We start from the raw sequence: 18,710 nt of genomic DNA on the forward strand, positions 1-18,710 counted from the left end.
GCGTGGAGACCGGCCCGGTGGTCGGCGCCAACCCCTGCCTCCGGGCGGGCGCTTGGCAGGTGCGGCAGACTGCGGGGCATGCGTACCGCTTACCGCGTGGAGACCGTACGGGCCGCCGAGGCCGAGCTGATGGCGACGCTGCCCGAGGGGGCGCTGATGCAACGGGCGGCGGCGGGGCTCGCCGCCGCCTGCTTCTCGCTGCTCGGCCGGGGTCATGTGTACGGAGCGAGGGTCGTCCTGCTCGTCGGCAGCGGGGACAACGGGGGCGACGCGCTGTACGCGGGGGTGCGGCTCGCCCGGCGCGGGGCGGGGGTGACGGCCGTACTGCTCGGCTCGCGGGCCCATGAGGGCGGTCTCGCCGCCCTGCTCGCGGCCGGGGGGCGGGTGGCGGAGGACCCGTTCGAGGCGCTCGCCGTGGCCGACCTCGTCCTCGACGGGATCACCGGGATCGGCGGCCAGGGCGGCCTGCGGCCGGACGCGGTCCCGATCGCCCGGGCGGCGCGCGGCTCGGACGCGGCCGTGGTCGCCGTCGACCTGCCGAGCGGGGTGGACGCGGACTCCGGGCAGGTCGCGGGGGAGGCGCTGCGGGCGGACGCGACGGTGACGTTCGGAGCGTACAAGCCGGGTCTGCTGATCGACCCGGCGCGCGCGTACGCGGGGGCGCTGCGGCTCGTGGACATCGGCCTCGCGGAGAGCCTGCCGTCCGTGCCGGACGTCGAGGCGCTGCAACACGAGGACGTGGCCGGTCTGTTGCCGGTGCCGGGCGCGGAGAGCGACAAGTACCGGCGGGGTGTGGTGGGCGTCGTCGCGGGCTCCGCCCGCTACCCGGGCGCCGCGGTGCTCGCCGTGACCGGCGCGCTGCGGGGCGGCGCGGGCGCGGTGCGGTACGTGGGGCCGGCCGCGGACGCGGTGATCGCGCGTCATCCGGAGACGCTGGTGCACCCGGGGCCGCCGGGGAAGGCGGGGCGGGTGCAGGCGTGGGTCGTCGGGCCGGGCCTCGGCGACGGGCCGGGGGTCGCGGACGTCCTGGCCTCGGACGTGCCGGTCCTGGTCGACGCGGACGGGCTGCGCGAGCTGGACGCGGAGGCGGTACGGGCGCGCACGGCGCCCACCCTGCTCACCCCGCACGCGGGGGAGGCGGCGGCCCTGCTGGGCGCCTCGCGGGAGTCGGTGGAGGCGGAGCGGCTCGGGGCCGTAAGGGAGTTGGCGGCCCGCTTCGGCGCGACGGTGCTGCTGAAAGGGTCGACGACACTGGTGGCGGAGGGCTCCGGTCCGGTACGGGTGAATCCGACGGGCACGTCGTGGCTGGCGACGGCGGGCAGCGGGGACGTGCTGTCCGGTCTCGCCGGTTCGCTGCTCGCGGCTGGCCTGCGCGCCCGGGACGCGGCCTCGGTGGCCGCCTACCTCCACGGCCTGGCGGCCCGTCGTGCCTCGGCCGGCGCCCCGATCGCGGCGTCCGACGTGGCCGAGGCCCTGCCGGCGGCGTGGCGGGACGTGGTGGCGTAGGCCGTGGGCCCGGCCCGCCCGGTCGGATGACCCGACCAGCACCACCCCGACCGGGCCCGGGGCGGCTGCCGACGTGTCCCGTCCGCGCCCGGTCTCGCACGCGCCGCCGCCCCCGGGCGGCTGTCGGCGTACGCCCCGACGCGTGAGGGTGATCGGGGCGACAGCCCGGGAAATCGGTGCGGGGGCCCACACCTGAGAGACTGGGCGCGATGACTGAGACACCGCCGCCCCGCAGAGCCCGCGCCGAGATCGACCTCGGTGCGCTGCGTGCGAACGTCCGCACGCTGCGTGCCCGTGTCGCGCCCCACGCCCAGGTCATGGCCGTGGTCAAGGCCGACGCGTACGGACACGGCGCCGTCCGCTGCGCCCGTGCCGCGCTCGACGCCGGTGCCGCCTGGCTCGGTACCGCCACCCCGCACGAGGCGCTCGCCCTGCGCGCCGCCGGGATCACGGACGTCCCGGTCCTGTGCTGGCTCTGGACCCCCGGCGACCCCTGGGCCGAAGGCATCGAAGCCGGTCTCGACATGACCGTCAGCGGCATGTGGGCACTGCGCGAGGTCGTCGAGGCGGCACGGGAGACCGGGCGGCGGGCCCGTATCCAGCTCAAGGCCGACACCGGCCTGGGGCGCAACGGCTGCCAGCCCGCCGACTGGCCCGAACTCGTCGGCGAGGCGCTCAAGGCGGAGAAGGACGGACACGTCACCGTCACCGGGCTCTGGTCGCACTTCGCGTGCGCCGACGAGCCGGGCCACCCCTCCATCGCCTCCCAGCTCGACGTCTTCCGCACCATGCTCGACTACGCCGAGAAGGCCGGAGTCCGGCCCGAGGTCCGGCACATCGCCAACTCCCCGGCCACCCTCACCCTCCCCGAGACCCACTTCGACCTGGTCCGGCCCGGCATCGCCATGTACGGCGTCTCGCCCAGCCCCGAGCTCGGCACCCCCGCCGACTTCGGGCTGCGGCCGGTGATGACGCTCAAGGCGAGCGTCGCGCTCGTGAAGCAGGTCCCGGCTGGCCACGGCGTCAGCTACGGACACCACTACGTCACCGAGCGCGAGACCCGGCTCGGGCTCGTGCCGATCGGGTACGCCGACGGCATCCCGCGCCACGCCTCCGGCCGTGGTCCCGTCCTGGTCGGCGGCCGGGTGCGCCGGGTCGCCGGACGGGTCGCCATGGACCAGTTCGTGGTGGACCTCGACGGCGACACCGTCGAGCCCGGCACCGAGGCCGTGCTCTTCGGCCCCGGCGACCAGGGTGAGCCGACGGCCCAGGACTGGGCCGAGGCCGCCGACACCATCGCGTACGAGATCGTCACCCGCATCGGCGCGCGCGTCCCGCGCGTCTATGTGAACGGCTGAGCGAACGGGCAGTCTCCGACCGAACAGGGAGCGGCAGTGAGCGAGTCCAGCACCGACAACTGGCGGCGGGCCGGTCTCGCCGGTGCCGCGATAGGCGTCCTCGCCGCCGGCGCGGCGGCCGGGGTGGCCGTGGAGCGGCTCACGGTCGGACGCGGCATGCGGCAGAAGGCGAGGCTCGCCCTCGATACGTCCGCGCCCTACGGCTCCCTGCGCGGGACCCCCGGCAAGGCGGTCGCCGACGACGGCACCGAGCTGTACTACGAGACCGACGCCGTCGAGTCGGACGCGCCGGCGCCGCGCCGCCGCAGACTCTTCGGCCGCAAGGCGCCCGCGCCCGTCACCGTGGTGTTCAGCCACGGCTACTGCCTCGGCCAGGACTCCTGGCACTTCCAGCGGGACGCCCTGCGCGGCCTCGTCCGTACCGTCTACTGGGACCAGCGCAGCCATGGCCGCTCCGGCCGGGGCGTCGCCCAGTCCGGGCCGGACGGCGTGCCGGTCTCCATCGACCAGCTCGGCCGCGACCTCAAGGCGGTCATCGACGCCGCCGCGCCCGAGGGGCCGCTGGTGCTGGTCGGGCACTCCATGGGCGGCATGACGATCATGGCCCTCGCCGACCGCCACCCCGACCTCGTCCGCGAGCGGGTCGTCGGCGTCGCCTTCGTCGGTACCTCGGCGGGGAAGCTGGGCGAGGTGAACTACGGGCTGCCCACGGCCGGGGTCAACGCGGTGCGGCGGGTCCTCCCCGGCGTCCTGAAGGCGCTCGGCGCCCAGGCGGAACTCGTCGAGCGGGGCCGCAGGGCCACGGCCGACCTCTTCGCCGGGCTGATCAAGAAGTACTCCTTCTCGTCCCGGGACGTGGACCCGGCCGTCGCCCGGTTCGCCGAGCGGATGATCGAGTCCACCCCGATCGACGTGGTGGCGGAGTTCTACCCGGCCTTCGCCGAGCACGACAAGGCGGCGGCGCTCACGGCCTTCCTCGACGTGCCCGTGCTCGCGCTCGCCGGCGACCGGGACCTGGTCACCCCCAGCTCGCACACCGAGGCGATCGCCGATCTGCTCCCGGACGCCGAGCTGGTCATCGTGCCCGACGCCGGGCACCTGGTGATGCTGGAGCACCCCGAGGCGGTGACGGACCGGCTCGCGGACCTGCTCGCGAAGGTGGGAGCGGTGCCCGCGACCGCGGCCAGAGCGGGCGCCGGCAGCAGTTAGGTTGGGCCGTATGGAAGAACCGCACTCCGCTGCCACCCTCGACATCGACTCCCCGGAGGAGATGCAGGAGATCGGCCGTCGTCTGGCGAAGCTGCTGCGCCCGGGCGACCTCGTGATGCTCACCGGCGAGCTCGGCGCCGGAAAGACGACGCTCACACGCGGCCTGGGCGAGGGCCTCGGCGTACGTGGCGCCGTCACCTCCCCGACGTTCGTCATCGCCCGCGTCCATCCGTCGCTGGTCGGCGGTCCGGCCCTGGTCCACGTCGACGCGTACCGCCTCGGCGGCGGACTCGACGAGATGGAGGACCTCGACCTGGACGTCTCGCTGCCCGAGTCGGTGGTGGTCGTGGAGTGGGGCGACGGCAAGGTCGAGGACCTCACAGACGACCGCCTCCACGTGCTGATCCACCGCGTGGTGGGCGACACGGACGACGACCGGCGCACGGTCGCGCTGCGCGGGATCGGCGCGCGGTGGGCGGACGAGAACCTCGCGCTGAGCTGAACGTACGTAGGTTCCGACAAGGTGTCGGGAAGATGTTGCGGCGAGCGCACGAGCCGTGGTGACATGGATGCACGAGCTGGTTAGGTGTACCTAACCTACGGGAGGCATGCATGGCGACGCCAGAGCGCGAGAGCGCGGAGGCGCGGATCTCGATGAGTGAGCTGCTGGCGTCCTGTGCCGCGGCGAACGCGGTGTCGACCCCGCCGAGAGAGTCCGACGGTCCGGAGGGCGTCCACCCGGAGGGCGTCCGCCCGGGGAACCGCCCGGACACCGTCGAGCGGGACGTCGAGCGCGAGGCGGCGTAGCCCGTACGAGTGAAGGCGTGCCGACGGGGACGGGTCGTTCCGTCGGCCCGTACCTGCCGGCGGGCCTCCGGGTCCTCGCGTCGCTACGCGACGACCACGACCTTCGCGCCGATCGACGCGAAGGTCCACATCGCGTTGCCGTCCGCTCGCTTCATGCGGATGCCGCCCGTCTTCCGCGACGGGTCGGGCGTCGGGAGCGAGCCGTCGACCGCCGCGCTGAAGCCGACCGACACGTCCTGCACGCTCGCGAACCGCACCACGTGCTCGATCTGCACGCCGTCCGAGCCGGTCACCGCGCCCGAGCGCGAGGTCACCTTGTACGACCCCGGCGCCGGGTGGACCGTGCTCGGCATGACCGAGAAGGTCTGCGTGGCCTGGCCCTTCGCGTCCACCAGCCAGACCCGCCGCTCGCCCAGCGCGTACACGACGCGCGTGCCGGTGCCCGAGTTCGCCGGCACGGCGAGCGGGTCCTTCACGGGCTTCCGCGGGCCACCGGTCGCGGCGGAGGAAGGGGCCGCGGTGGTCCTCGGCTTGGCCGAGACGTCGGCGGGCGCGTTCGCCGACGCCTGGTAGGCGAGGAAGGCGACCGCGGCGATCGCCGCCGCCGTGAGCCCGGCCACGAATCCCGAGCTGCTCCGTGCCACCCTGCCGCCCACCTTTTCTTTCGCACGTACGTATCGGTCGTGACGGTAGCAGTCGCGGGCGACCGGGACGGGGCGCCGTGCGGGCCCGGCGGGAGCCGTAGGCTGTTTGCGTGCTCTTGCTCGCCATGGATACCGCCACGCCCGCCGTCACCGTCGCCCTCCACGACGGCGAATCCGTCGTCGCCGAGTCGCGGCAGGTCGACGCCCGCCGCCACGGGGAGCTGCTGCTGCCCGCCGTCGACCGGGTCCTGAACGAGGCCGGGCTGAAGCTCGACGCGGTCACCGGCCTCGTGGTCGGTGTCGGACCGGGGCCGTACACGGGCCTGCGCGTCGGCCTCGTCACCGCCTCGACCTTCGCCTCCGTCCTCGGCGTGCCCGTGCACGGGCTCTGCACCCTGGACGGGCTCGCGTACGCCTCGGGGATCGAGGAGCCGTTCGTCGTCGCGACGGACGCGCGCCGCAAGGAGGTCTACTGGGCGCGGTACGAGAACTCCCGTACGCGCGTCACCGACGCGGCCGTCGACCGGCCCGCCGAGATCTCCGAGCAGGTCGCCGGACTGCCGGCCGTCGGTGCCGGGGCGCGCCTCTACCCCGAGGTCTTCCCGGACGCCCGCGACCCCGAGCACCAGTCGGCGGGCGCGCTGGCCGCGCTCGCCGCTGAGCGGCTCGCGGCGGGCGCCGACTTCCTCGACCCGCTGCCGATGTACCTGCGCCGCCCCGACGCCCAGGTGCCGAAGAACTACAAGGTGGTCACGCCCAAGTGACCGCCGGACAGCCCGCCGCCGGACAGCCCGTGGGACAGCCCACGGGGTCCGGAGAACCCGCCGGACACTCCGTGGGGTCCGGAGCGCCCGCCGGGCAGCCCGCCGGACCGTCCGCGTCCGGAGTCGCGGCGCTGCGCGAGATGCGCTGGTGGGACCTGGAGCCCGTGCTCGTGCTCGAACACGAGCTGTTTCCCGAGGACGCCTGGTCCGAGGGGATGTTCTGGTCCGAGCTGGCTCACGCCCGTGGCCCGCGCGCCACCCGCCGCTATGTCGTGGCGGAGGCCGGGGGGCGGATCGTCGGCTACGCGGGTCTGGCCGCCGCCGGCGGCCTCGGCGACGTCCAGACGATCGCCGTCGCCCGCGACCAGTGGGGCACCGGGCTCGGCGCGCGGCTGCTCACCGACCTGCTCCACCACGCGACCGCGTTCGAGTGCGAAGAGGTGCTCCTGGAGGTGCGGGTGGACAACACCCGGGCCCAGAAGCTGTACGAGCGCTTCGGCTTCGAGCCCATCGGCTTCCGGCGCGGCTACTACCAGCCGGGCAACGTCGACGCGCTGGTGATGCGACTGACCGTTCAAGCAACTGAGACCGAAACTGGAACTGATTCCGATGGCTGCTGACGAACCGCTCGTACTCGGTATCGAGACCTCCTGCGACGAGACCGGGGTCGGCATCGTCCGGGGCACGACGCTGCTCGCCGACGCCGTCGCCTCCAGCGTCGACACCCACGCCCGCTTCGGTGGCGTCGTGCCCGAGATCGCCTCCCGCGCCCACCTGGAGGCGATGGTCCCGACCATCGAGCGCGCCCTGAAGGACGCCGGGGTCTCCGCCCGCGACCTCGACGGCATCGCCGTGACGGCGGGCCCCGGTCTCGCGGGCGCGCTGCTCGTCGGCGTCTCGGCGGCCAAGGCCTACGCCTACGCGCTGGGCAAGCCGCTGTACGGCGTGAACCACCTGGCCTCGCACATCTGCGTCGACCAGCTGGAGCACGGCCCGCTGCCCGAGCCCACGATGGCGCTCCTCGTCTCCGGCGGGCACTCCTCGCTGCTGCTCGCCCCCGACATCACCGCCGACGTCCGGCCGATGGGCCAGACCATCGACGACGCGGCCGGCGAGGCCTTCGACAAGATCGCGCGCGTCCTCGACCTCGGCTTCCCCGGCGGCCCGGTCATCGACCGGCTGGCACGAGAGGGCGACCCGAACGCGATCGCCTTCCCGCGTGGACTGAGCGGCTCGAGGGACCCGGCGTACGACTTCTCCTTCTCCGGCCTCAAGACGGCGGTCGCCCGCTGGATCGAGGCCAAGCGCGCGGCGGGCGAGGAGGTGCCGGTCCGGGACGTGGCCGCGTCCTTCCAGGAGGCCGTCGTCGACGTGCTCACCCGGAAGGCCGTACGCGCCTGCAAGGACGAGGGCGTCGACCACCTGATGATCGGCGGCGGCGTCGCGGCCAACTCGCGGCTGCGGGCGCTGGCCCAGGAGCGGTGCGAGCGGGCCGGGATCCGGCTGCGGGTGCCGCGGCCCGGGCTGTGCACGGACAACGGCGCGATGGTCGCGGCCCTGGGCGCGGAGATGGTGGCCCGGAACCGGCCGGCCTCCGACCTGGAGCTGTCGGCGGACTCCTCGCTCCCGGTGACGGACCCGCACGTGCCGGGCGCGGACGGCCACGACGACGGACACGACCACGGTCACGGACACACCCACGACCACGACCACGTGCACGAGATGAGCAAGGAGAACCTGTACCCGTGATCCTCACGCTCATGTGGGAGGCCCGGGCCGTCCAGGGCCGGGGTGCCGAGCTCCTGGAGTGGGCGCGGTCGCGGGAGCTTCCGTACGAGCCGCTGCGGCGCGAGACGTTCCGGGCCCCGCAGGACCGCGTCCTCGTGCTGACCTGGTGGGACGCCCCGGCGCCGGACGCCGAGCTGCCCGAGCTGCCGGAGCCCGCGGCGGACCTCATCACCAGGCCGGTGCACCGCTGGCGCTTCGAGTCCGTCGACTGAGGCAACCTCCCGGCCGCGTTCGCCATCATCCACGGCGTGAAACACGGCGTGGACAAGAAGATCGTGACCTGGGCGGCGCTGACCGCCGCCGCGCTCCTCGTGACGGGCTGCGGCGGCTCGGCGGGGGCGGAGACCGCCGGCCCGAGACCGTCCGCGCCGACGACCGCCTCCGCCCCGACCGGGGCTCCGGCTCCCGACCGGGCCGCCGAGACCGCGGCCGCGTACCGGAAGTGGGGCCTGAAGCCCTTCGCCGCCCCGCCCGCGCCGCCCCGGGTCAAGCCGGTCAAGCGGAGCCCGGGCGGTCCCGTCCCCGTCATCAGCGAGATACCGACGAAGGACAGGATCGTCTTCATCACGATCGACGACGGGGCCGAGAAGGACCCGGAGTTCGTGACGATGATGGAGGAGCTCAAGGTCCCGGTGACGATGTTCCTCACCGACTCCGCGATACGCGCCGACTACGCGTACTTCGCCCGCCTGGGCGACCTCGGCCACGGCGTCGCCAACCACACCCTGACCCACCCGAACCTGCGCACCCTCGGCCGGGACGCCCAGAGCCGGGAGATATGCGGCCAGCAGACGAAGCTGGCCGAGGAGTACGGCGCCAAGCCGCGGCTCTTCCGCCCGCCGTACGGCAACTGGAACGAGGACACCCGCGCGGCCGCCGGCTCGTGCGGCGTCGACGCGATCGTGCTGTGGCGCGAGGCGATGCAGATCAAGAACATGCAGTACCAGCGCGCGGACGGGAAGCTGCACCCCGGCGACATCATCCTGGCCCACTTCCGCGGCCCGGCCGAGCTCAAGGGCACGTCGATGACGCGGATGACGGCCAACATGCTCCGCCACATCCAGGAGCAGGGCTTCACGGTCGCCCGCCTGGAGGACTACGTCTAGGAGCACGCCTAGGAGCACGTCTCGAAGTCTTCTCCTCCTCGTGTCGATGCGGGGCGGGCCCGTTCGACGTATGAGTGAGAGGCGGGGAACGGCCCCGCCCGCCACGCAAGGAGAACGACCATGCCCCGCTATCTGACGATGGTCCGCATCGAAGAGGGCGCCTTCGAGATGGAGGACGCCGACCCGGGCTTCGACGAGCGCATGGGCGCGCTCTTCGAGGAGATCACCAAGGCCGGCGTGATGCTGGAGACCGCCGGGCTCAGGCCGACCAAGGAGGGCAAGCGCGTCGTGTGGGAGGGCGGGAAGATCTCCTACACCGACGGACCGTTCACCGAGACCAAGGAGGTCGTCGGCGGCTACTCGATCAGCCAGTGCCGGGACCTGGCCGAGGCCGTCGAATGGTCGAAGCGGTTCCTCGAGGTCCACCCGCCGCAGTGGAAGGTGACGTGCGAGGTGCGCGAGATCGAGGAGATGTGACGCGGCCGGGGCGGGTGGTGCCATGGTTGACCCATGACCGCACCCGCCCCCGGCGCCGTCGAGACCGTCTTCCGGATGGAGTCGCCGCGGATCATCGCCGCCGTCGCGCGGATCGTCCGTGACGTCGGCATCGCCGAGGAGATCGCCCAGGACGCCTTCGTGGCCGCACTCGAGCAGTGGCCGCGGACGGGCGTCCCCGACCGGCCCGCGGCCTGGCTGACGGCCGCGGCCAAGAACCGCGCCGTCGACCTCGTGCGGCGCCGGGAGACGTACGCGCGCAAGCTGGCCGAGGTCGGGCGGGAGCTGACCGAGGAGTCCCACGACCCCGAGCCGTCCGGGCCCGGTGACATCGACGACGACCTGCTGCGGCTGGTCTTCACCGCCTGCCACCCGGTGCTCTCCGCCGAGGCGCGGACCGCCCTGACCCTGCGGCTGGTCGGCGGGCTGCGCACGGACGAGATCGCCCGCGCATTCCTCGTACCGGAGGCGACGGTCGCGCAGCGGATCGTGCGGGCGAAGCGGACGCTGGCGACGGCGGGCGTGGAGTTCGAGGTGCCGTACGGGGAGGAGCGGGCGGCCCGGCTCGGCTCCGTCCTGGACGTCATCTACCTCGTCTTCAACGAGGGGTACGCGGCGACGGCGGGCGACGACCTGCTGCGGCCCGCGCTGTGCGAGGACGCGCTGCGGCTGGCCAGGGTGCTCGCGGGACTGATGCCGAGGGAGGGCGAAGTCCACGGTCTGGCGGCCCTGTTGGAGATCCAGGCATCGCGGACCGCGGCCAGGACCGGACCGGACGGGCGGCCGGTCCTCCTCGCCGACCAGAACCGCGGCCGCTGGGACCGGCGGCTGATCCTGCGCGGCTTCGAGGCGCTCGGGCGGGCCGGCGAGTGCGGTGCCTACGGTCCGTACGCCCTCCAGGCCACGATCGCCGCCTGCCACGCGAAGGCGCCGGCTTACGAGGAGACGGACTGGCGGACGATCGCCGCGCTGTACGAGCGCCTCGCGGTCGTCGCGCCCTCGCCGGTCGTCGAGTTGAACCGCGCGGTCGCCGTCTCGATGGCAGAGGGCCCGGAGGCCGGTCTCGCCCTCGTCGACGAGCTGGCGGAGGAACGGGCCCTGGCGGGATACCACTTGCTGCCGAGCGTCCGCGGAGACCTGCTGGAACGGCTCGGGCGGTCGGACGAGGCACGGGCGGAGTTCGAGCGGGCGGCCTCGCTGACCCGTAACGGACGGGAGCGGGAGCTGCTGCGTGAGCGGGCGGAACGGGCGGCCGGGCGGGGCGCGTCGGAGGCTCGGTAGTCTCGCACGCATGTCCCCACGCGCACCCCTGCCCCCGCCTCCGCCGCCCGCCGAGATACGGAGCTGGCCCGACCGTGCGGCCCGCCTGGCCGACCGGGCGCGGGCGATGGCCGAGCTCAACCGCCATCTGCTGGGCGGGGCGCGGCTGTCGGTCTTCCTGCTCTGGGTGGCGGCCCTCCAGCTCGGCTGGGGGATCTGCGGCGCCGGGTTCATCATGCTGGACGAGTCCCTCGACCCGTTCTCGGGCCTGTTCGCCTTCTTCTTCGTGGCCCTCGGGCTCGGCGGCGTGGTCCCCGCCGTCTTCTTCCTCGCCCGGGGCGTGCGCCGCGACCGGCTGGCGCGGGAACGGCTGGTCCAGTGGGCCGCCCTGGACGGGGACCGCGCGGCCGACGCACGGCTGCGGGAGCCCGTGCTGAGCGTGGTCTGGCTGCTGCTCTCCGTCGCGCTGTGCGGCCTCGGCCTGTGGATCTCGCTGGCCGTGCCGGCGGAGACGACCGGCCCGGGCCGCGGAGGCCACGGCGAGGTCGTGTACTTCGTGGGCGCGGGGCTCGGGCTCTGGATCAGCGGCCTGACCGGTGTCGTGAAGGCGGTCGGGCACTACCGGCTGGCGGTCCGGCTCGCGGCGTAGCGCGCCGGGGCGGGCCGGGCGTCGCGCTCGGGCGGGACTGGTCGCGGCGCGCCCTAACGCCTGTCTTTCGGATCAGGCCGGGCCGCCGGGTGGGCGATCAGCATCGTGGGGGCTCCCGAGACCCGGGTCAGGACGACGGTGGCCGCGTTCGGGCCCTTCGGCTTGACCCGGCGGCGGATCTCCTCGGGTTCGACCGCCGAGCCGCGCTTCTTCACCGTCAGTGTGCCGACCTCCCGCTCCCTCAGCAGCGCCTTCAGCTTCTTGAGGTTGAAGGGCAGTTCGTCGGTGATCTCGTACGCCGTGGCGTACGGCGTGGGGGTGAGGGCGTCCGCCGTGACGTACGCGATCGTCTCGTCGATCAGGCCCCCGCCCAGCTCCTCGGCCACCTCGGCGACCAGATGCGCGCGGATGACCGCGCCGTCCGGCTCGTAGAGGTAGCGGCCGACCGGGCGGACCGCCGGATCGGGCAGGCCGCGGCCGGTCAGGCTCGCGCCGGAGGGGAGGAGCGTGGCGCGGCGGGTGCCGGGGGAGGTGCCGAACCACAGCACGGCCTCCTTCACGTCCCCGCCGTCCGAGATCCACTCGGCCTCGGCCTCCTCCGGCACCGCCTCGTGCGGGATGCCGGGGGCGATCTTCAGCGCCGCGTGCGGGGCCGTACGGGCGGCCTCGACGGCCCAGGAGAGCGGCGGCGAGTACGCCTCGGGGTCGAAGATCCTGCCTCGTCCGCCGCGCCGCGCGGGGTCCACGAAGACGGCGTCGTACGGGCTCGTGTCGATCTCGGTCACGTCCGCGCACCGCACCTCGATCAGGTCGGCGAGTCCGAGCGCGTCGGCGTTGGCGCGGGCGACCTCGGCCGTCAGCGGGTCGCGGTCCACGGCCAGGACCGCGATCCCGGCCCGGGCGAAAGCGAGGGCGTCCCCGCCGATCCCGCCGCACAGGTCGGCCACGGCGCGTACCCCGAGCCCGCGGAGCCGTTCCGCGCGGTACGCCCCGACCGTCGCCCGCGTCGACTGCTCGACGCCGTTGGGGGTGAAGTACATCCGGTAGGCGTCCTCGGCGCCGAACTTGGCCACCGCGCGCTGACGCAGCCGGGCCTGTCCGAGCGCCGCCGAGACCAGCTCCGCGGGATGCTCGCGGCGCAGCCGGGAGGCGACGGCGAGCTCCCGGGCCGGGTCGTAGTCGCGCAGGGCGGCGAGCAGCGTCTGGCCCTCGGGGGAGAGCAGGGCGGTGAAGTCGGCGAGGTCGGTCACCCGTCCCATTGTGGGCCAGCCGGGGGATGGTGGGCGCCGGGCGGCGGTGTCGGCGGCCCTGGGCGTCTCGGCGCTGACAGGATGCGGCGCCATGCAGCTAGTAAGACAAAAAGAACAGATGCGAACGAAGCGGACGCTGCGTCTTCGCCGGTCGATGGGCGCGGCGCTGGTCGTCGCCGCGCTCGGATCCGCCTGTGCGGGCCCGTCCGGCGAGGAGGGGGGAGTCGAGAGCGGACGCAAGGCGCCCGCGCCTCCCGCCGCCGGCCAGCAGCAGGGCCAGGGCGCGGCCGCCGCGCTCGACGCGTACGTCGAGAAGGTCCGCGAGCGGCGTGCCGCCCGGGTGCTCGCCGCCAAGAAGTGGGGCCTCGAACGCCCGCCCCTGGAGGCCCCCGCCCCGCCCGCGGTGAAGCCGAAGATCACCACGCGCAAGGGCTTCGAGACCGACGGCGAGGGACTGCCGCCGGTCTTCACCACCGTGCCGACCAAGCAGAAGGTCGTCTTCCTGACGATCGACGACGGCGCGGAGAAGGACCCCGAGCTGCTGCGGATGATGAGCGAGCTCCGGATCCCCTACAGCGCCTTCCTCAGCGACTACGTCGTCAAGGACGACTACGGGTACTTCAGGAAGATGCGGGACTCCGGTGTCTCCCTGCACAACCACACCCTCAACCACCGCTACCTGCCCGGACTTTCGTACACGGCGCAGAAGCGGGAGATCTGCGGGATGCAGGACGTCATCGAAAAGGAGTTCGGCAAGCGGCCCCCGCTCTTCCGCCCGCCGTACGGCAACTACAACGAGGACACGCTGCGCGCGGCGAAGACGTGCGGGGTGAAGGCGGTCCCGCTCTGGGCCTCGGAGGCGTTCCCGGACCGGATGGAGTGGCGCGAGTGGGACCGGGACCTGCACCCCGGTGACATCGTCCTCACGCACTTCAGGGGCAAGGGGGACTGGAAGGGCTCGATGGCCGACATGGTCCGCCGCGTGATGAAGACGATCACGGCCAAGGGGTACGCGGTCGCGAAGCTCGAGGACTACGTGTGAGACGCGTGCGCCGGCTGGCGGCGGGTCTGGTGCTGGCCGGCGCGCTCGCGGGGATGACGGGGTGTGCCTCGTCCGTGGACCCGATCGAGCGGCTGGGCCGGAAGGCGGCCGTACGGGTCGGGGAGGCGGGGGCCGGGGGCGGAGCGCTCTCGAAGACGGCGGCCCGCGTCCTCCACGGCCTCGGCCGGCTCGACGACGGAGGCCGGCCCGGCGACGTAGGCCGTCCGGCCGACCGGGAAGTGCTCCGCCCCTAGGGTCGTGACGCCGCCTCACCGCACGTGTGTGCGGAACCAACCGGTCCGTCACGCCGTTGCCCGTACCGGGACCGAATCGCCACGCGGCACTGAATTGGCACTCCGCTTGACCGAGTGCTAATCGCAGTCATAGTCTCGGCTCTGGCACTCCCCACTGGAGAGTGCCAACACAGCGACGGGCAGGTCCGGCACCCGCGACGACGGATCCACCTGGTCGCCACCTCAGACAGTTAGCCCCGTGAGATCTCCGAAGGGGGAGGTCGGATCGTGACGACCACCAGCTCCAAGGTTGCCATCAAGCCGCTCGAGGACCGCATTGTGGTCCAGCCGCTCGACGCCGAGCAGACCACCGCCTCTGGCCTGGTCATCCCGGACACCGCGAAGGAGAAGCCCCAGGAGGGTGCTGTCCTCGCCGTCGGTCCGGGCCGCTTCGAGAACGGCGAGCGCCTGCCGCTCGACGTCAAGGTCGGCGATGTCGTGCTGTACAGCAAGTACGGCGGCACCGAGGTGAAGTACAACGGCGAGGAGTTCCTCGTCCTCTCGGCTCGCGACGTGCTCGCGATCATCGAGAAGTAATTCACCGAAGTACCTGAAGCACATGCTTTGAGCTGCGCCCCTGACCCCGCACCGGGCGTCCGGGGCGCAGTTCGGTTTCACCAGTTTTTCGACATCCGAGAGGGCTGAATCGCTCCCATGGCGAAGATCCTGAAGTTCGACGAGGACGCCCGTCGCGCCCTTGAGCGCGGCGTCAACAAGCTTGCCGACACCGTGAAGGTGACGATCGGCCCCAAGGGTCGCAACGTCGTCATCGACAAGAAGTTCGGCGCTCCCACCATCACCAACGACGGTGTCACGATCGCCCGCGAGGTCGAGATCGAGGACCCGTACGAGAACCTCGGCGCCCAGCTGGTGAAGGAGGTGGCGACCAAGACCAACGACATCGCGGGTGACGGCACCACCACCGCCACCGTGCTCGCCCAGGCGCTGGTCCGCGAGGGCCTGAAGAACGTCGCCGCCGGTGCCTCCCCGGCCGCCCTGAAGAAGGGCATCGACGCCGCGGTCAAGGCCGTCTCCGACGAGCTGCTCGCGACCGCCCGTCCGATCGAGGACAAGTCGGACATCGCCGCCGTGGCCGCGCTCTCCGCGCAGGACCAGCAGGTCGGCGAGCTCATCGCCGAGGCGATGGACAAGGTCGGCAAGGACGGTGTCATCACCGTCGAGGAGTCCAACACCTTCGGTCTGGAGCTCGACTTCACCGAGGGCATGGCCTTCGACAAGGGTTACCTGTCCCCGTACATGGTGACCGACCAGGAGCGTATGGAGGCCGTCCTCGACGACCCGTACATCCTGATCCACCAGGGCAAGATCTCCTCGATCCAGGACCTCCTGCCGCTCCTCGAGAAGGTCATCCAGGCCGGCTCCTCCAAGCCGCTGCTGATCATCGCCGAGGACGTCGAGGGCGAGGCCCTGTCGACCCTGGTCGTCAACAAGATCCGTGGCACCTTCAACGCCGTGGCCGTCAAGGCCCCCGGCTTCGGCGACCGCCGCAAGGCGATGCTCGGCGACATGGCCACCCTCACCGGTGCCACCGTCATCGCCGAGGAGGTCGGCCTCAAGCTCGACCAGGCCGGTCTGGACGTGCTGGGCACCGCCCGCCGCGTGACCATCACCAAGGACGACACCACCATCGTCGACGGTGGCGGCAACTCCGAGGACGTCGCGGGCCGCGTCAACCAGATCAAGGCCGAGATCGAGTCCACCGACTCCGACTGGGACCGCGAGAAGCTCCAGGAGCGCCTCGCGAAGCTGGCCGGCGGCGTGTGCGTGATCAAGGTCGGCGCCGCCACTGAGGTGGAGCTGAAGGAGAAGAAGCACCGTCTGGAGGACGCCATCTCCGCGACCCGCGCCGCGGTCGAGGAGGGCATCGTCTCCGGTGGTGGCTCCGCCCTGGTCCACGCCGTCAAGGTCCTGGAGGGCAACCTCGACAAGACCGGCGACGAGGCCACGGGTGTCGCGGTCGTCCGCCGCGCCGCCGTCGAGCCGCTGCGCTGGATCGCCGAGAACGCCGGCCTCGAGGGCTACGTCATCACCTCGAAGGTGGCGGAGCTGGACAAGGGCAACGGCTTCAACGCCGCGACCGGCGAGTACGGCGACCTGGTCAAGGCCGGCGTCATCGACCCGGTGAAGGTGACGCGCTCCGCGCTGGAGAACGCCGCCTCGATCGCCTCCCTCCTCCTCACCACCGAGACCCTCGTGGTAGAGAAGAAGGAAGAGGAGCCGGCGGACGCGGGCCACGGCCACGGTCACGGCCACTCGCACTGACGCGCGCGTAAGCGATCACCGAGGTCCGGTGCCACCCCTCGCGGGGGGGCGCCGGGCCTCGGTGTTTTCCGGGCCGACCGTCCGGCTCCCGACCGTCCGGCTCCCGACCGTCCGGCTCCCGACCGCCCGACCGCCCGACCGCCCGGGGGTCCGCCGCCGGGCCTACGCGTCCGAGGCGTCCACGGCGCCGAGCTGCTCCATGAGGCCGAGCAGGTCGTACTGCCACCAGCCCTCCGCGATCTTGCCGTCCTTCCTGAACTGGTGGATGGTCGTGCCGGTCATCGAGACCTTCGTGCGGGCCGTGGTGGGCATGAGCCCCATGAAGTCGCCCTTGTGCGTCGCCACCCAGGTCCACCGCGTGCACACCCGGTCGCCCTCGGCGATCTGGTCGTTGACGGTGAAGTCGAAGTCGAACGCGCCCCGCCACATCTCCACCTGGCGCCGGATCGCGTCCATGCCGATGGCGTCCTGCTCGTTGGTCGGATCGTGGTCGTGGTAGCCCTCCGCGAGGACCTCGTCGAGCGGCGGGAGCTCGCCGTCGGCGGCGAGGAGTTCGAAGAACCGCTGGGCGTTGCTCTTGTACAGCTGGATGTCCCGCACGATGTCCAGGTCGGTGAAGGTCGGCATCTCGTCGCAGAGCGCCACCATCTCCCGGAAGATGCGGTCCGTCTCGGGGAGCTGCGAGTTGGTCATCGCCACCTCGTAGGAGGGGAACTCCACGATCTCCACGAGATGCTCCGAGTCGGAGCGGTCCTTGCCGATGACGCTGTGGCTGGCTGTCCGCTTGCCCTGGGTCTGCTCGACCCACTTGTCCATGAGCCGGTTCAGATCTTCGAACCGGCTGGTCTTGCAATCGATGATCTGTACGAAAGTCATGACACCTCCCGGACCGGGTGGGACCTTTCCAGTCTAGGTCCGCGGCCGTCCGGGGCTCGGCATCGATCCCTCCGCGATCGAAAACAGATCGAATCGATCAGGCGGGGTGCCCTCCGGGAGCCCCGCAGGACGATCGCACCCGCAGCCGCGGCAGCAGGCTCAGATGCCTCCGCGCCGACTCCTCCTGGCCGGTCTCCGTCAGCCGTTCCACCAGCAGTTCCGTGGCGTGCCTGCCCACCTGGCGCTTGGGCGGGGCGACCGCCGTGAGCGGGGTGTCGGCGAGCGCCGCGACCTCGTCGTCGTACGCGATGAGGGCCAGGTCCTCCGGCACCTTCACGCCCAGCTCCGCCAGCCGCCGGACGATCTCGATCGCGTCCACGTCGTTGTGGACCACCGCCGCACCGGCCCGGCCCGAGGTCACCGCCTCGTGCAGGGCCCGCACCGCGGCCTCGAACCCCGCCGGATCCTGGTCGGCCGGTACGGAGTCGATCACCGGTCCGGGCGCCGTCAGGTCCAGCGTGGCCAGCGCCTCCGTGTAACCGGCGCGCACCGCGAGCGCGGTCGGGCTGTCGCCCCGGGCGACCAGCAGCGGGGTGCCGCGGCCGAGGCCGAGCAGATGGCGCAGGGCGAGCAGGACGCCGTGGGCGTGGTCGGAGACCACCCGGTCCAGGGCGTCCAGCGGACTGCCGGGGTCGGCCCGGCGCTCCAGGAGTACGGCGGGTACGGGGAGTTCGGCGAGCCAGTCCCCGTACGCCGGACGGTCCTCGGGGCCCCGCCAGCCGGGCGCGACGAGCACGCCCTCGGCGCCGGCCGCGAGCAGGCCCTCGGTGCGCGCCCGGTCCTCCTCGGGGCGGTAGTCCGAGATCCGCAGGATCAGCCGGGCACCCGCGTTCGCCGCCGCCTCGTGCGCTCCCCGGATGACCTCGGCGAAGTAGTACGTGGCCGAGGGCGCGAGCAGCCCCAGGACCAGACCCTCGCCCGGGCGACGGGCCCCGACGGCCCGGACAGCACCGGCCGCCCCGACAGCACCGGCCGCACCGCCCGTCCCGCTCGGGGCCGCGTGCCGCGCAGGCCAGGAGACCTGTCCGTGCACCCGGTCGAGCAGCCCCTTGGCGGCCAGCGCCTCGACGTCGCGACGGGCGGTCACGGAGGAGACGCCGAGCCGGTCGGCGAGTTCGGCGACACGGGCCGTACCGTGCTCGCGGACCAGGGCCAGGAGTCGGTCGTGTCGTTCGGCGGCACTCTCGCGCACGGTGCATCCCCTCGCGTTCGGTCGGTCCGGCGGCTCGTCGGACCTGCATCGGAGCCTACGCCAGAATGATCGAACGGAGGAGTTTCGATCATTCGCTCTTATCCCATTGACGTTCGATCGGAGCCCGG

At 72.9% G+C, this 18,710-nt stretch carries 21 protein-coding genes; 17 read left to right on the forward strand and 4 right to left on the reverse strand.

Annotated elements, in window-relative coordinates:
* Positions 1 to 78: 78 nt before the first annotated feature.
* From ACZ3IJ_RS13145 to ACZ3IJ_RS13165, 5 genes are all read left to right on the forward strand, one after another.
* Positions 79 to 1,506 (forward strand): NAD(P)H-hydrate dehydratase, encoded by a 1,428-nt coding sequence (locus tag ACZ3IJ_RS13145; RefSeq protein WP_467467740.1) that lies wholly within the window; start codon positions 79 to 81, stop codon positions 1,504 to 1,506.
* Between the two features lie 209 nt (positions 1,507 to 1,715).
* Positions 1,716 to 2,864 carry an alanine racemase gene (gene alr / locus ACZ3IJ_RS13150; RefSeq protein ID WP_467467741.1) on the forward strand — a complete coding sequence of 383 codons (1,149 nt, stop codon included), beginning with the start codon at positions 1,716 to 1,718 and terminating at the stop codon, positions 2,862 to 2,864.
* Positions 2,865 to 2,900: 36 nt separating this feature from the next.
* Positions 2,901 to 4,073 carry an alpha/beta fold hydrolase gene (locus tag ACZ3IJ_RS13155; protein ID WP_467467742.1) on the forward strand — a complete coding sequence of 391 codons (1,173 nt, stop codon included), beginning with the start codon at positions 2,901 to 2,903 and terminating at the stop codon, positions 4,071 to 4,073.
* A 10-nt stretch (positions 4,074 to 4,083) separates the two neighbouring features.
* On the forward strand, positions 4,084 to 4,575 hold the full coding sequence (gene tsaE, locus ACZ3IJ_RS13160; RefSeq protein ID WP_391798950.1) for a tRNA (adenosine(37)-N6)-threonylcarbamoyltransferase complex ATPase subunit type 1 TsaE: 492 nt from the start codon (positions 4,084 to 4,086) through the stop codon (positions 4,573 to 4,575).
* 110 nt (positions 4,576 to 4,685) lie between these two features.
* Positions 4,686 to 4,880 (forward strand): hypothetical protein, encoded by a 195-nt coding sequence (locus ACZ3IJ_RS13165; protein ID WP_467467743.1) that lies wholly within the window; start codon positions 4,686 to 4,688, stop codon positions 4,878 to 4,880.
* 83 nt (positions 4,881 to 4,963) lie between these two features.
* On the opposite strand, the gene ACZ3IJ_RS13170 is transcribed toward ACZ3IJ_RS13165, so the two are convergent.
* Entirely contained in the window at positions 4,964 to 5,524 is a 561-nt protein-coding gene (locus ACZ3IJ_RS13170; RefSeq protein WP_467467744.1) for a hypothetical protein, read from the reverse strand.
* Between the two features lie 110 nt (positions 5,525 to 5,634).
* Between ACZ3IJ_RS13170 and tsaB the strand changes: the two genes are divergently transcribed.
* The 8 genes from tsaB (at position 5,635) to ACZ3IJ_RS13210 (ending at position 11,586) form a co-directional block, all read left to right on the forward strand.
* Positions 5,635 to 6,288 carry a tRNA (adenosine(37)-N6)-threonylcarbamoyltransferase complex dimerization subunit type 1 TsaB gene (tsaB, locus tag ACZ3IJ_RS13175; protein WP_467467745.1) on the forward strand — a complete coding sequence of 218 codons (654 nt, stop codon included), beginning with the start codon at positions 5,635 to 5,637 and terminating at the stop codon, positions 6,286 to 6,288.
* Positions 6,289 to 6,428: 140 nt separating this feature from the next.
* On the forward strand, positions 6,429 to 6,908 hold the full coding sequence (gene rimI, locus ACZ3IJ_RS13180; protein ID WP_391799040.1) for a ribosomal protein S18-alanine N-acetyltransferase: 480 nt from the start codon (positions 6,429 to 6,431) through the stop codon (positions 6,906 to 6,908).
* Entirely contained in the window at positions 6,898 to 8,037 is a 1,140-nt protein-coding gene (gene tsaD, locus ACZ3IJ_RS13185; RefSeq protein WP_467467746.1) for a tRNA (adenosine(37)-N6)-threonylcarbamoyltransferase complex transferase subunit TsaD, read from the forward strand. The genes rimI and tsaD overlap by 11 nt, the downstream gene beginning before the upstream one ends.
* Positions 8,034 to 8,288, forward strand: a complete 255-nt coding sequence (locus ACZ3IJ_RS13190; protein WP_352188417.1) for a hypothetical protein — start codon at positions 8,034 to 8,036, stop codon at positions 8,286 to 8,288. Before tsaD ends, ACZ3IJ_RS13190 begins: the two co-directional genes overlap by 4 nt.
* Before the next feature lie 36 nt (positions 8,289 to 8,324).
* The gene (locus tag ACZ3IJ_RS13195; protein WP_467467747.1) at positions 8,325 to 9,182 is read left to right on the forward strand and encodes a polysaccharide deacetylase family protein; all 858 of its coding nucleotides are present in this window, start codon (positions 8,325 to 8,327) and stop codon (positions 9,180 to 9,182) included.
* Positions 9,183 to 9,302: 120 nt separating this feature from the next.
* Positions 9,303 to 9,659, forward strand: coding sequence for a YciI family protein (locus ACZ3IJ_RS13200; RefSeq protein ID WP_385853657.1), 357 nt, complete (start codon positions 9,303 to 9,305; stop codon positions 9,657 to 9,659).
* A gap of 33 nt (positions 9,660 to 9,692) precedes the next feature.
* Positions 9,693 to 10,958 carry an RNA polymerase sigma factor gene (locus tag ACZ3IJ_RS13205; protein WP_467467748.1) on the forward strand — a complete coding sequence of 422 codons (1,266 nt, stop codon included), beginning with the start codon at positions 9,693 to 9,695 and terminating at the stop codon, positions 10,956 to 10,958.
* 10 nt (positions 10,959 to 10,968) lie between these two features.
* Complete coding sequence (locus ACZ3IJ_RS13210) at positions 10,969 to 11,586, forward strand: hypothetical protein (RefSeq protein ID WP_467467749.1); 618 nt, start codon at positions 10,969 to 10,971, stop codon at positions 11,584 to 11,586.
* Between the two features lie 53 nt (positions 11,587 to 11,639).
* Here ACZ3IJ_RS13210 and ACZ3IJ_RS13215 read toward each other — a convergent pair whose 3' ends face one another.
* Positions 11,640 to 12,845: a THUMP-like domain-containing protein gene (locus tag ACZ3IJ_RS13215; RefSeq protein WP_467468383.1), complete on the reverse strand. Its 1,206-nt coding sequence runs from the start codon at positions 12,843 to 12,845 to the stop codon at positions 11,640 to 11,642.
* 109 nt (positions 12,846 to 12,954) lie between these two features.
* On the opposite strand from ACZ3IJ_RS13215, the gene ACZ3IJ_RS13220 reads away from it, so the two are divergent.
* The 4 genes from ACZ3IJ_RS13220 (at position 12,955) to groL (ending at position 16,454) form a co-directional block, all read left to right on the forward strand.
* Positions 12,955 to 13,878 (forward strand): polysaccharide deacetylase family protein, encoded by a 924-nt coding sequence (locus ACZ3IJ_RS13220; protein WP_467467750.1) that lies wholly within the window; start codon positions 12,955 to 12,957, stop codon positions 13,876 to 13,878.
* Positions 13,875 to 14,132: a hypothetical protein gene (locus ACZ3IJ_RS13225; protein WP_467467751.1), complete on the forward strand. Its 258-nt coding sequence runs from the start codon at positions 13,875 to 13,877 to the stop codon at positions 14,130 to 14,132. The genes ACZ3IJ_RS13220 and ACZ3IJ_RS13225 overlap by 4 nt, the downstream gene beginning before the upstream one ends.
* A 267-nt stretch (positions 14,133 to 14,399) precedes the next feature.
* Positions 14,400 to 14,708, forward strand: a complete 309-nt coding sequence (groES, locus tag ACZ3IJ_RS13230; RefSeq protein ID WP_057584642.1) for a co-chaperone GroES — start codon at positions 14,400 to 14,402, stop codon at positions 14,706 to 14,708.
* Positions 14,709 to 14,825: 117 nt separating this feature from the next.
* On the forward strand, positions 14,826 to 16,454 hold the full coding sequence (gene groL, locus ACZ3IJ_RS13235; protein WP_352188422.1) for a chaperonin GroEL: 1,629 nt from the start codon (positions 14,826 to 14,828) through the stop codon (positions 16,452 to 16,454).
* Positions 16,455 to 16,616: 162 nt separating this feature from the next.
* Here groL and ACZ3IJ_RS13240 read toward each other — a convergent pair whose 3' ends face one another.
* Complete coding sequence (locus ACZ3IJ_RS13240; RefSeq protein WP_467467752.1) at positions 16,617 to 17,330, reverse strand: ester cyclase; 714 nt, start codon at positions 17,328 to 17,330, stop codon at positions 16,617 to 16,619.
* Between the two features lie 97 nt (positions 17,331 to 17,427).
* Entirely contained in the window at positions 17,428 to 18,582 is a 1,155-nt protein-coding gene (locus ACZ3IJ_RS13245; protein WP_467467753.1) for a substrate-binding domain-containing protein, read from the reverse strand.
* Between the last annotated feature and the right edge of the window lie 128 nt (positions 18,583 to 18,710).

The organism is Streptomyces sp. NPDC013317 (genome assembly GCF_055563155.1).

Coding starts and splice junctions, on each gene's coding strand:
- ACZ3IJ_RS13145 (WP_467467740.1), top strand. CDS start 79: ATGCGTACCGCTTACCGCGTGGAGACCGTACGGGCCGCCGAGGCCGAG.
- alr (WP_467467741.1), top strand. CDS start 1,716: ATGACTGAGACACCGCCGCCCCGCAGAGCCCGCGCCGAGATCGACCTC.
- tsaE (WP_391798950.1), top strand. CDS start 4,084: ATGGAAGAACCGCACTCCGCTGCCACCCTCGACATCGACTCCCCGGAG.
- ACZ3IJ_RS13165 (WP_467467743.1), top strand. CDS start 4,686: ATGGCGACGCCAGAGCGCGAGAGCGCGGAGGCGCGGATCTCGATGAGT.
- rimI (WP_391799040.1), top strand. CDS start 6,429: ATGCGCTGGTGGGACCTGGAGCCCGTGCTCGTGCTCGAACACGAGCTG.
- tsaD (WP_467467746.1), top strand. CDS start 6,898: ATGGCTGCTGACGAACCGCTCGTACTCGGTATCGAGACCTCCTGCGAC.
- ACZ3IJ_RS13200 (WP_385853657.1), top strand. CDS start 9,303: ATGCCCCGCTATCTGACGATGGTCCGCATCGAAGAGGGCGCCTTCGAG.
- ACZ3IJ_RS13205 (WP_467467748.1), top strand. CDS start 9,693: ATGACCGCACCCGCCCCCGGCGCCGTCGAGACCGTCTTCCGGATGGAG.
- ACZ3IJ_RS13210 (WP_467467749.1), top strand. CDS start 10,969: ATGTCCCCACGCGCACCCCTGCCCCCGCCTCCGCCGCCCGCCGAGATA.
- ACZ3IJ_RS13215 (WP_467468383.1), bottom strand. CDS start 12,845: ATGGGACGGGTGACCGACCTCGCCGACTTCACCGCCCTGCTCTCCCCC.
- ACZ3IJ_RS13220 (WP_467467750.1), top strand. CDS start 12,955: ATGCGAACGAAGCGGACGCTGCGTCTTCGCCGGTCGATGGGCGCGGCG.
- groL (WP_352188422.1), top strand. CDS start 14,826: ATGGCGAAGATCCTGAAGTTCGACGAGGACGCCCGTCGCGCCCTTGAG.
- ACZ3IJ_RS13240 (WP_467467752.1), bottom strand. CDS start 17,330: ATGACTTTCGTACAGATCATCGATTGCAAGACCAGCCGGTTCGAAGAT.